General features: G+C 60.6%; 9 protein-coding genes and 1 riboswitch. Of the genes, 2 read left to right on the forward strand and 7 right to left on the reverse strand.

Features of this window, described 5'->3' with window-relative positions:
* Positions 1–15 precede the first annotated feature (15 nt).
* On the reverse strand, positions 16–1,125 hold the full coding sequence (locus C9E91_RS11115) for a DNA alkylation repair protein (RefSeq protein WP_107108333.1): 1,110 nt from the start codon (positions 1,123–1,125) through the stop codon (positions 16–18).
* Positions 1,126–1,134: 9 nt separating this feature from the next.
* Positions 1,135–1,452 carry an antibiotic biosynthesis monooxygenase family protein gene (locus tag C9E91_RS11120; protein WP_107108334.1) on the reverse strand — a complete coding sequence of 106 codons (318 nt, stop codon included), beginning with the start codon at positions 1,450–1,452 and terminating at the stop codon, positions 1,135–1,137.
* Positions 1,453–1,525: 73 nt separating this feature from the next.
* On the opposite strand from C9E91_RS11120, the gene C9E91_RS11125 reads away from it, so the two are divergent.
* Positions 1,526–2,260 (forward strand): helix-turn-helix transcriptional regulator, encoded by a 735-nt coding sequence (locus tag C9E91_RS11125; RefSeq protein WP_107108335.1) that lies wholly within the window; start codon positions 1,526–1,528, stop codon positions 2,258–2,260.
* Here C9E91_RS11125 and cobO read toward each other — a convergent pair whose 3' ends face one another.
* From cobO to cobU, 5 genes are read right to left on the reverse strand one after another with little or no spacing between them, the layout of a single operon-like run.
* Positions 2,261–2,905: a cob(I)yrinic acid a,c-diamide adenosyltransferase gene (cobO, locus tag C9E91_RS11130; RefSeq protein ID WP_107108336.1), complete on the reverse strand. Its 645-nt coding sequence runs from the start codon at positions 2,903–2,905 to the stop codon at positions 2,261–2,263.
* Positions 2,902–3,501, reverse strand: coding sequence for a dimethylsulfonioproprionate lyase family protein (locus tag C9E91_RS11135; RefSeq protein WP_107108337.1), 600 nt, complete (start codon positions 3,499–3,501; stop codon positions 2,902–2,904). The genes cobO and C9E91_RS11135 overlap by 4 nt, the downstream gene beginning before the upstream one ends.
* On the reverse strand, positions 3,498–7,265 hold the full coding sequence (cobN, locus tag C9E91_RS11140; RefSeq protein WP_107108338.1) for a cobaltochelatase subunit CobN: 3,768 nt from the start codon (positions 7,263–7,265) through the stop codon (positions 3,498–3,500). The genes C9E91_RS11135 and cobN overlap by 4 nt, the downstream gene beginning before the upstream one ends.
* 9 nt (positions 7,266–7,274) lie before the next feature.
* Positions 7,275–8,324: a cobalamin biosynthesis protein CobW gene (gene cobW, locus C9E91_RS11145; RefSeq protein ID WP_107108548.1), complete on the reverse strand. Its 1,050-nt coding sequence runs from the start codon at positions 8,322–8,324 to the stop codon at positions 7,275–7,277.
* 5 nt (positions 8,325–8,329) lie between these two features.
* The gene (cobU, locus tag C9E91_RS11150; RefSeq protein ID WP_107108339.1) at positions 8,330–8,857 is read right to left on the reverse strand and encodes a bifunctional adenosylcobinamide kinase/adenosylcobinamide-phosphate guanylyltransferase; all 528 of its coding nucleotides are present in this window, start codon (positions 8,855–8,857) and stop codon (positions 8,330–8,332) included.
* Positions 8,858–9,000: 143 nt separating this feature from the next.
* A riboswitch (cobalamin riboswitch) is annotated at positions 9,001–9,396 on the reverse strand.
* 182 nt (positions 9,397–9,578) lie between these two features.
* Between cobU and C9E91_RS11155 the strand changes: the two genes are divergently transcribed.
* Positions 9,579–11,375, forward strand: a complete 1,797-nt coding sequence (locus tag C9E91_RS11155; protein WP_107108340.1) for a chloride channel protein — start codon at positions 9,579–9,581, stop codon at positions 11,373–11,375.
* The last annotated feature ends 66 nt before the right edge of the window (positions 11,376–11,441 follow it).

Here is an 11,441-nt window from a genome sequence, read left to right on the forward strand (position 1 = left end):
AACCGGTCTCAGCCGCTAATCCAACACGAACTCCCCGACTTTCATCGCCACGCCATTGACCATCGCGTCGATCCGATGGAGCCCTGGATAATGCTTGCGCGTCGTCAGGTCATCCAGACGCAATGCCTTGGAGAATTGCGCCGTTTCGCCGGGCGCCAATGAAACCGATGTCAGCTTGAAGACCTTCGGCCTGGCCGAGCCGTTGGCCTTGACGAAATGCACGGCAAAATCGACCAGCAGCGATTGCGCTGCGTCTCCGTCGTTGACGAGGGAAAAGCCGATACGGACGATATTGCCCATCTGCGCCTTCGCCGGAATTATCTCCGCGCTGCCGACACGAATGCCTTCGGCGGCAGAATAACCCATGGCGCCGATCGCATCCGCTTCGCCACGTTTGACGGCGGAGCGCAGCGCATGGCGGATGAGGCGCTGACGTTCCTTAGGCGCATCCACGCTCCAGCGCCGTACCGTGTCGATGAGAATGCCCGGATGATCCTTGCCAATATCGTTGAGATTGTTGGCGACGGAACGGCGGACGTAAAGCTCGGGATCGTCCTTCAGCAATTCCAGCAGCTCGAGCACCGGCGTCGGATCGGCTTGGAAGGCGCGGAGTCGTTGTGCCCATGGAAGGCGTGGGCGAGTGCCTTCCGACACCAGCCGCCGGACATGCACATTGGCGTCGCCGCTCCAGATGCGTAGCCGCTCCAACGTCTCATCCTGCCTCTTGTCGAGGAAGGTGCGGATGGAGAATTCGGCGGTGAAGCGCTTGGTCAGCTCATATTGCGCCCGCATGGATGGCTCGAAATGATCGATGCCGTTGTCGGCGACGAAGATCGTGTGCGGCAGATACAGAAACGGCGTCATGCCGAAATTGTCGCTGCCATCCATTTCCGGCCCCAGCGACCGAATGAGAATATCGACCGCCTCGGGATAATCTCCGGGCAAGAACGCCTTCAGCGTGCGCGCAATCGCCCGCCCGCGGTCCATCAGCTCCAGCGGCTCATATCCATCCAATGTCGCGGCGATGAAACCTTTCCGGTCGAATGGCGGATGCACCGCACCGATCATATCGGCGATGCGGGCCGGCACTTCTGCGCCGAAATGATCCTTCAGGCGTTCAGCCATGCCTATTCCTCAAAAGCTCCGCAGTTGTTCGAAATGCAGCACGCTGGTGCCGGCATTGGCGGAATCGATCTGCATGTGATCGAAATAGTCGAGGCAATCCTTGCTCGCATGCACCTTCGGCATGGCGGCCGCCGCATCGGCATGGGAGCGCCACCAAATGACGTCGACATAGCTGCCGTCACGGCCGCGCACCAGTTCGCGGTTGAGATAGCCGGGCTGCTGCTTCAAAAAACGATCCTGCATTCTCGCAGCCGCCTCCAAAAGTGCGCCTTCGGATACGTCGGAGCGTAGCCTGAACGGCGCCCATTCCATGACTTTTCCCGTCATCGTCTTTTCCTCGAGCTGAGTTGGATGGGCGTGGTCTATTGCTTAATAGGACAGATAACGACATATTTCAGCCATGGCGCGCACGGCAGATGGAACAAGGCTGAACAGGCTGGAGGAGCTGAAAGGGCTGCTTCGCGAACGCGAGCACGCGACCGCCGCCGAGCTTGCAGCCGAGATGGGCGTCAGCCTGCGCACCCTCAATCGCGATATAGCATTATTGCGCCAGAACGGCCTGCCGATCGATGCCGACCGCGGCCGTGGTGGCGGCATGCAACTGCACCGTAGCTGGTCGCTCGGTAGGCTGCATCTCGATCATCTCGAAACCATCGATCTGCTGCTCAGCATCACCATCGCCGAAAAAGTCGGCTCGCCCTTGCTGTTGCAACATCTCACATCGATCAAACGCAAGGTCTCCGCCACCTTCGCCGAAGGCTATCAGGGCCGCATCCGCGACTTACGGCGCCGCATTATCGTCGGTGCGCCGGCAACGCTCAACGTCGTCAACAGCTATGTGCCGCCCAGCCGCGCCAATCTTGCGCTGATATCGCAAGCCTTCTTCGAGCAACGGCAGGTGATCATCGATTACGAGGCCGGCGACGGCGTTGTCACTAGCCGCCGGATCGAGCCGCAATTCCTCTATTTCAATGCGCCGGTCTGGTATCTCATCACCTGGGATCACCTGCGTGACGACATCAGAACCTTCCGCGTCGATCGCATCCGCTCAGCCGAACTCCAGCCGACAACCTTTCGCGTCGGCGATCCGAAGATCTACATCGCCTCCGCCGACCGAAGTGCATCGCTGCTATGATCAGAATTCCACACCCGGCTGTCCCTTGATGCCGGAACGGAACGGATGCTTGATCAGCTCCATCTCCGTGACGAGATCGGCGATCTCGATCAATTCTTCCTTGGCGTTGCGGCCGGTCAAGACGACATGCGTCATATGCGGCTTCTCCGTGGTCAGGAAGTTGAGGACATCGTTGATGTCGAGATAGTCGTAGCGCAGCGCGATGTTGATCTCATCGAGAAGCACCATCGAGTTGCGTTCGTCGCGGATCAACTCCTTGGCCTTCTCCCAGGCAGCGCTGGCGGCAGCCACGTCACGGGCGCGATCCTGCGTCTCCCAGGTGAACCCCTCGCCCATGGTGTGAAACTGGCAGATATCGGAGAAATGCTTTTCGATGAGATCGCGCTCGCCGGTCCACATCGCGCCCTTGATGAACTGCACCACCGCACACGGCTTCCCATGGGCGATGTGACGGAAAATCATCCCGAAGGCGGCCGACGACTTGCCCTTGCCCTTGCCGGTATGGACGATGATCAGCCCTTTCTCGTCCGTTTTCTTCGACATGATCTTGTCACGCGCGACCTTCTTCTTGGCCATTTTCTCCGCATGGCGGGCTTCATCGTTCTTCGGTGCTTCAGTGCCCGTTTCGGTCGTCTCTTCGCTCATTCGGTCCTCCCTGGAATTGTCGATTTCTGCGCCAGTGGTCCGCCTCGCCAAAGGTAAAGCGCCACCAGCAGTGTTTCCTCGGTTCGCATCGCATGGCGAATATCCGAGGGATGATGAATGATTTCGCCCGTCCAGCGCGGCAGGAAGGCTTGGCTATCCTTCCTCCACAGAGAACCGTCGGCCAGCGGAATATAGATTTCCTCAGCGATATGATGGTGATCCGGATAGTACACATCCGGTCCAAGCAGCAGAAAGCCGCCGGCCATATCATCGCTGACAAAATGGCCGCGCGTCCCAAAAAGCTCGACCCAGCCATATCTCTGCAGAAAATCGGCGCCGAAGTCGGCGATGCTATAGGTTTGCGCCCAATGCAGCATGCTTGCCGCCCCCGCAAGGCTGGAAAACAGCTCACCTTCTGCGGCGTCGGCTGGCCGGTGGACTATATTCAGATAATTTACGACCGGCAGACTGTGAGCCGCAAGCGGCCGCTCCTCCATCCGCCAATCAAAACCTTCGACGAAACGCTTCAATAGCGGATCGCTCCGCGAAGCGACGTAACGATGGAAAGCCTCGAGAAGATCGCCGACCACGCTCAAGCGACGATCTCCTTATCCCCAGTCAAAGTCTCCAGATCGAACCGTGCCGAATTGCTGCGTGGCGTCCAGAGACGACGATCGATCGCTTCGAGCAGACGTTCTTTCATCTCCTGCAAAGCGGCCGGATTCTTCTCAGCCATGAAATCGCGCACCAGGGGATCGACAACAAAGGCCTGATAGACCGCCTCGAAATGATGATTGCGAACGGCGCCCGTCGTCGCAGCAAAGGCGAAGAGATAGTCGACCGTTGCTGAAATTTCGAAGGCACCCTTATAGCCGTGGCGCATGACGCCATCGATCCACTTCGGATTGACGACGCGGCCGCGTACGACACGGCCGATCTCCTCTTCCAGCGAGCGGATGACCGGCTTTTCCGGCCGTGAATGGTCGTTGTGATAAATCGACGGTCGGGCGCCTGCAAGCTGCTCCGCTGCAGCCGCCATGCCGCCTTCAAATTGGTAATAATCGTCGCTGTCCAGCAGGTCGTGCTCTCGATTGTCCTGATTCTGCACGACCGCCTGGATCGAACGCAGCCGCTCCTCGAACACGCCGCGCTCGGCTTTCCCGTCCTCACCTGCGCCGTAGGCATAGCTGCCCCAGACGAGATAGGCCTCCGCCAGATCGGCGCGCCTCTCCCAACCTTTTTCGTCAATCAGCGCCTGCAATCCGGCACCATAGGCACCCGGCTTCGAGCCGAAGACGCGGTAACCAGCTCGCCGGCTGGCCGATGCCTCGTCCAATCCCGCTGCCGCCAATCGCTTGATCTCGCCCCGCATGCGTGCCGCGATGGGATTGTCTGCCGCATCCTCATCCAACGCCCCAACCGCGCGGACCGCCCTGTCGAACAGCGCGATCTGCTCCGGAAAGGCATCGCGGAAGAAGCCGGAAATGCGCAGCGTCACATCGACACGCGGCCGCCCGAGTTTTGCCGGCGCGATGATTTCATAGCCGGTAACCCTCCGCGAGGTCATGTCCCAGACCGGCTTGACGCCGATCAAGGCCAGCGCCTGGGCAATATCGTCACCGCCGGTGCGCATATTCGACGTGCCCCAGGCCGTGAGCCCGAAGGAAACCGGCCACTCACCATGATCTTGCACATAGCGACGGATTAGCAGCTCGGCCGATTTCTTGCCCAACTCGTAGGCCGCCGGCGTCGGGACGGCGCGGCTGTCGACGGAATAGAAATTCCGACCCGTCGGCAAAACATCCGGCCTGCCGCGCGTCGGCGCACCCGATGGACCTGGCGACACGAACCGGCCGTCGAGGCCCTTCATAAGAGCAGCAATTTCGGCGTCGCCACAGGCAAGTATCGAAGGCTTGAGGCGGGATTCGATTTCGGCGAGGACGGCGTGGGTTTGCGGCCAGTCTTGAGGACACGCAATTTCGCCGGCGACAAAGCTCGCGGCCAGGAGTTCGATGCGCTCGACCGTATCGCCCTGGGTGCGCCAGGGAGCGTCGGAAATGTCGGCGAGGATATCGGGGCGGTGGCCAGTCCATGCCGCGGCCATATCGCAATCCAAAGGATCGAACGACACGGGCTGTCCGAACGCATCCCGCGCGATTGCCCGCTGCAGGCTCTGATCGCCGCCCTCGCCCAAGCCCCGCGGTACGCGCGCCAGCGCCACCGTCAAATCCGTCAGCAGCCTTCCGGAAGGCGAAACGCCGAAGATGTGTAATCCGTCCCGGATCTGCATTTCCTTGAGATCGCAGAGATAGGCGTCGAGTTTCTTGAGCGCCTCATCCTCACCCTCGCCCTTGGCAATCCCGGCATCCTGATCGAGGCCGATATCGGTGACGAGATCGAGAATCTGTTTGCGCAGCAACCGGATGCGTCGGGGATCGCCGCCGGAGGCCTCGTAATATTCGTCCACCAGCGCTTCCAGATCCTTGAGCGGGCCGTAACTTTCGGCGCGGGTCAAAGGCGGGGTCAGGTGGTCGATAATCACGGCACTCGTGCGGCGCTTGGCCTGCGTGCCCTCGCCGGGGTCGTTGACAATGAAGGGATAGAGATGCGGCAACGGCCCGAGGATCGCTTCGGGATAGCAGGCCTCTGACAGCGCCAGGGCCTTACCCGGCAACCATTCGAGATTGCCGTGCTTGCCCATATGAATGACGGCATGCGCGCCGAAGGACTGACGCAGGAATGCATAGAAAGCGAGATAGCCATGCGGCGGCACGAGATCCGGCGAATGATAGCTTTCCTTCGGATCGATGTTGTAGCCGCGCGCGGGCTGGATGCCCACCAGCACGTCGCCGAAGCGGGTGAAGGGCAGCGCAAAGGCGCCCTCTCGAACATAGGGATCGCTCCCCGGGTCGCCCCAACGGACGGCTATCTCTTCCTGAATCTGAATGGGAAGAGACGAGAGAAAATCCTTGTATTCCCTTATGGAAAGCCTTTCGCGCACGATCCTGCCATCATGACCCGAATTGGTCGGGCCATCCATCAGGTGCTGCATCAGCGCGTCGCCATCGGCAGGCAGATCGGCAGCCGGATAACCCGCCGCCCGCATCGCTTTCAGCACTTCCATCGTACCCGCCGGCGTATCGAGTCCGACGCCGTTGCCGAGCCGTCCGTCGCGGTTCGGATAATTGGCCATGACCAGCGCCACGCGCCGATTTTGCGGCGGCGCTTTGCGCAGATGCGCCCAATTGGCCGCCAATCGGGCGGTGTAGCGCATGCGGTCCGCTGCCGGCTCGCTGGCAACAATATTGGCCTCGACACGTTCATCATAACGCGCCGCCGCCTTGAAGGAGACGGCACGGGCAAGCACGCGCCCATCCACCTCCGGCAGCGCGACATTCATGCCGAGATCGCGCGCGGAAAGCCCCTGCGACGAGGCTTCCCAAGCCTCCATGGAGGAAGCCGAAAAGATCGCCTGCAGCACGACCGCATCACTCGCCTCCAACACGGTCGGCTGGCGATCAGCCCCTGGTGCCGAAACGGCAAAACCGGTGGTATTGATGACGACAGCCGGCTTCAACTCGGCGAAAACGCTTTCGAGAATGCCGACTGAAACGAGATCCTTGAGACTATAGGCAAACACCGGCAGCGGCCGCATGCCCTCGGCGATCAGCGCCTCGATCATGGCTTCGACCGGCTTGGTTTCACCGCTCTGAACGAGAGCGCGGTAGAAGGAAACAGCGACCGTCGGAGGTTCGAGTCCCTCCGGGACTACCACCGTGGAGGCATTTCTCCACTCCTCGATCCCGATCACGCCCCTGCCCGGCCACCAGATCCCCGCCTTCATCAACGGAGCGGCGGGCGCCGGTTTTTCGGCGCCCAACAGCATCGCTCCGGAATAGCCGAGAAAATCACGGGAATTGGCGTCGCCGCCTTCGATTAGATAGGACCACAGCGCATTGAGATCCTCGAGTGCAACATTGGAAAATGGCGTCAGCCCCGGATCAGGCTTCGAATCCCCCGGCAAAACCGCGATGAAAGCGCCATTGCGAACGGCGCTGGCATGCAGCGCCTCCAGCGCATAGTGAAAATAGCTGGCACCACCAAGCGCCCGGACGATGATCAGCTTCGCATGCCGCGCCGTCCGTTCGATATAGGTGTCGACGGACATGGGATGCTTGAGGCTCATCAGGCTTGCGAGCCGCAAGGAATGCGCGGCTCCCCCCTGCCCATAGGCCGCGGCTATCGCCGCAAGCTCGGTATCGGCCGCCGACAGAAACAGGATATCGCCTGGCGACTGACCGAGATCAATCGCCTCCTCGCCGTCGCTGATCGTTCCTTTTTGAGCTAGGAGGAGATGCATGGCTTCGCCTTAGGCCAACGTTTCTATCGCCTCGCGCACGATCCCTTCATCCATCTCATGCAGGCCAATCACCACAAGCCGTGTCTGGCGCTGTTCGCCCGGCGTCCACGCCCGGTCGAAATAGTGGTCGATGCGGCTGCCGACGGCCTGAATCTGCAAGCGCATCGGCTTGCCGGGCACATCAATGAAACCCTTGAGGCGCAGGACATCGTGTTCGGCAATCACGCCCTTCAGCTTCTCGATAAAGGCAGCCGGATCGGCGATCGGGCCGAGGTCGACGACGAAGCTGTCGAATTCGTCGTGATCATGCGGCGCGCCGTCCTCGTGCTCCAGCTCGTGATGCGATTTGCGGTTGGCGATGTCGCCTTCGGTGCCGATGCCGAGACCGAGGAGGATGGCGGCCGGAACCTCACCATTTTTCGCTTCGATGATCGTCGGCTTGCGGGCGGTGCGGGAGGCAACTTCGGTACGGACGCGGCCAAGGCCGGCGACGTCGATCAGGTCGGTCTTGTTGAGGACGATGAGATCGGCGCAGGTCAATTGATCCTCGAACAGCTCCTCGATCGGGCTTTCGTGATCGAGCGTTTCATCTTCGACACGGCGAGCTTCGACCGCATCGTGGTCATCGGCGAAACGGCCGGCGGCGACGGCGGCACTGTCGACCACGGTGATCACGCCGTCGACAGTGACCTGGGTGCGGATATCCGGCCAGTTGAAGGCAGCGACCAGCGGCTGCGGCAGAGCGAGACCCGAAGTCTCGATGACGATATGGTCAGGACGCGCCTCGCGCTCCAAAAGCTTGGTCATGGTCGGGATAAAATCATCTGCCACAGTGCAGCAGATGCAGCCATTGGTCAGCTCGATGATATCGTCCTCGGTGCAATTCTCCGCGCCGCAGCCCTTCAGCACGTCACCGTCAACGCCGAGATCGCCGAACTCGTTGATAATCAAAGCGATCTTCTTCCCGCCGGTGTTCTGCAAAAGATTGCGGATCATCGTCGTTTTGCCGGCGCCAAGGAAACCGGTGATGACGGTGGCGGGAATTTTTTCCTGGTTCATGCGGATCAACCTTTCATTTTCAGCGGCAGCCCCGCCGCGATAAAATAGACTTCGGCGCTCGCCGCCGCGATCATCTGGTGCAACCGGCCGGCATGATCGCGGAATTCGCGCGCCATACGGTTTTCAGGCACGATGCCAAGCCCGACCTCGTTGGAAACGAGGACAAGACGCGACTTTGCGCCCGGTAGGAATTCGGTGAGAGCGGAAAATTCCGCCGGGATGTTGCGCTCGGCCATCATCAGATTGGTGACCCAAAGCGTCAGGCAATCAACGAGAACAGCGCGCCCCTCGCTATCGATCGCCGCCAGCCGGGCAGTCAGATCGAACGGCTCCTCATGCGTCGTCCAAAGGAGATCGCCGCGATCGGCGCGATGCTGAGCGATGCGGTCGCGCATTTCATCGTCCCAAGCCTGGCCTGTCGCCACATAGTGACGTTCGAGACCGGTGTCCGAGACCAGCGATTCGGCGAATCGGGATTTGCCAGAGCGTGCACCGCCGAGAACGAAGACGACGCGGGACGATGGGGATGACATGACCTATCCCCGTCCCAACAGGAAAACAGTGGCCAGCGCGACGCGGCTGGAACCGAAAAGCGGGCGCCTGCGCGCCGAGAACTCATTTCGCGCCATGACAACCTCCGTGCTGGCAGCCGAGACATCCGTCCCTAGGTTGGGCCTTGCGCCCGGCACGTATGGCAGGTCTCCTGGCTCGCGGATGAGGCACAGCGAGGGCGGACCGAAACCGGTCGCCCCCGATCCTGCACCAGCGGATCTTTCTCGCCTTCCCGGCAAACATCATGAAAAAGCGGACGATTCGTAGATTTAGAGGCGTCCAGCCCTGGTTGATCATGATGCCACGCCAGTGGCTTTTCCGGCTCAAAGCTGCTTTCACCTGTCCGCACCATGCGGACCATCAGCGAAATACCACCAAGAACCGGATGAAAGACCCTGACCGCTCTACAGTCGCGGGGTCGGCTATGATGAGAGCGCCCGAGTTGGGTCCGCTCCTTCACATTCCCTTTTCATCCCATGCGGCAGATTGCCGCTCGGGAACCATTCGTTATGCCCGTAATGATTAGGCTTTCGGCCCCGGCAAGTCAATCAAGGCTGGTCGGCACGACATCGGCTGTTCCAATGGCGAAATATTGCCTAAAAGTCGCAGCCTGCGATGCTCTTTTTGCCGTATTTCTTTGATGTTAGGAGTTTATAGAAGCCAAGCACATAGCTTTGAGCACAAAACTGTCGTCTGTTCCCCATGTTGCAGAAATTCCAACCGCGCCGCTTCGGCGTCATCTCGGCTCTATTCGATCTCGGTCGCTTCAGGGCATTGCTGCGTCGTGGCGAATTGGGGCTCGTTTTCGCCGGCGCGCTGGCGGGAATAGCCTCCGGTTGCGCCGTGATAGGGATGAGCTTCATCTCACGCAAGCTTCACAGCGCCATCTACGGCATAACCGATTACGAGCGCCTCAGTTCTGCAGCGGTCGCGATACCCGACAAGTCGGTGCTGCTGATCGCCCCCATAGCCGGCGGCATTATCCTCGGCGCTCTGCTCTATCTATTGTCGCGCACGCGCAAGAAGCCGATGGTCGACCCGATTGAAGCCAATGCGCTGCATGGCGGCCGCATGTCGCTCACCGACAGTATCCTCGTCGCGGTGCAGAATCTCATCTCGAACGGATTCGGCGCCTCGGTCGGGCTTGAAGCAGGTTACACACAGCTTGCCGCCGGCATTGCGTCGAAATTCGGCTATAAGATGCAGATGCGCCGCGCGGACCTGCGCATGCTCGTCGGCTGCGGCGCTGCCGGCGCCATCGCAGCCGCGTTCAATGCGCCGCTGACCGGCGCCTTCTACGCCTTCGAGCTGATCATCGGCAGCTATTCCATCCTCACGCTGACGCCCGTCGTCGTCTCAGCGCTGATCTCGACCATGATCGCAAGACTGCTCGCCGGTGACGACTTCGCCATCGACATCGATCATTTCGGCGCGATCGTCCCCGCCGACTATCTTCCGGCTGTCCTGCTCGGTGCGTTCTGCGCCGGCATAGGCATCCTGATCATGCAGGGCGTCGCCTGGGTCGAAGAGTTTGCGCGCAAGAGTTCGATTGCACCGCCCTTTCGCCCTGCGCTCGGCGGCCTCGTCGTCGGCCTGTTGGCGCTGATCTCGCCGCAGGTTCTGTCGGCCGGCCACGGTGCACTGCATCTCAACCTGTCGACGAATGTCACCCTGGGCGCGCTGGCCGGGCTCTTCATCCTGAAATCACTGGCCTCAGCCGTGTCTATCGGTTCCGGCTTCAGGGGCGGCTTGTTCTTTGCATCGCTGTTCATGGGCGGGCTGCTCGGCAAGATCTTCGCCTATTGCGCCCCCTATTTCGATCACGCCACGCTGACGCCGGCCGTCTATGCCGTGGTCGGCATGAGTTCGCTTGCCGTCGCCATCATCGGCGGACCGTTGACCATGACCTTCCTGGCGTTGGAGATCACCGGGGATTTTCCGATCACCGCGCTGGTGTTAGCCGCCGTCATCACCTCGTCGCTGGTGGTGCGGACCACCTTCGGCTATTCCTTCGCCACATGGCGCTTCCATCTGCGCGGCGAAAGCATCCGCAGCGCCCATGATGTCGGCTGGATTCGTAATCTGACGGTCGTCCGCATGATGCGTCCGGATGTGCACACTGCGCCTGTCGACATGAGCATCGAGGAATTTCGTCAGCGTTTTCCGATCGGCTCGGCACAGCGGGTCATCCTAATCGACAAGGACGAGAAATATGCCGGCATGGTGCTGATGCCCGACATATATGCGAGCCCCGTCGAGAAGGACGACGAGGAACACGGCCTTTCCGATTTCATCCGCCATCGCAACGACTTCCTGCAGCCGCAGATGAACGCCAAGCAGGCCGCTGCCCTTTTCGATCAGACGGAAAGCGAAGCGCTGGTGGTGATCAACGACCTGATCGAACGCAAGGTGATTGGCCTGCTCACCGAAAGCTATACGCTGCGCCGCTACAGCGAAGAACTCGACCGCCGTCGCCGCGAAATGTCAGGCGAGCTTTAGGTTTCGCCTGGACGCTTCTAGAGCGGTTCAGCGTTTCACGGAAACGCTTTCCCGCTCTATCCCTTT

The organism is Rhizobium sp. SEMIA4064 (assembly GCF_003025035.1).
GTDB classification, from domain to species: Bacteria; Pseudomonadota; Alphaproteobacteria; order Rhizobiales; family Rhizobiaceae; genus Rhizobium; species Rhizobium paranaense.

Coding starts and splice junctions, on each gene's coding strand:
- C9E91_RS11115 (WP_107108333.1), bottom strand. CDS start 1,125: ATGGCTGAACGCCTGAAGGATCATTTCGGCGCAGAAGTGCCGGCCCGC.
- C9E91_RS11120 (WP_107108334.1), bottom strand. CDS start 1,452: ATGACGGGAAAAGTCATGGAATGGGCGCCGTTCAGGCTACGCTCCGAC.
- C9E91_RS11125 (WP_107108335.1), top strand. CDS start 1,526: ATGGCGCGCACGGCAGATGGAACAAGGCTGAACAGGCTGGAGGAGCTG.
- cobO (WP_107108336.1), bottom strand. CDS start 2,905: ATGAGCGAAGAGACGACCGAAACGGGCACTGAAGCACCGAAGAACGAT.
- cobN (WP_107108338.1), bottom strand. CDS start 7,265: ATGCATCTCCTCCTAGCTCAAAAAGGAACGATCAGCGACGGCGAGGAG.
- cobW (WP_107108548.1), bottom strand. CDS start 8,324: ATGAACCAGGAAAAAATTCCCGCCACCGTCATCACCGGTTTCCTTGGC.
- cobU (WP_107108339.1), bottom strand. CDS start 8,857: ATGTCATCCCCATCGTCCCGCGTCGTCTTCGTTCTCGGCGGTGCACGC.
- C9E91_RS11155 (WP_107108340.1), top strand. CDS start 9,579: ATGTTGCAGAAATTCCAACCGCGCCGCTTCGGCGTCATCTCGGCTCTA.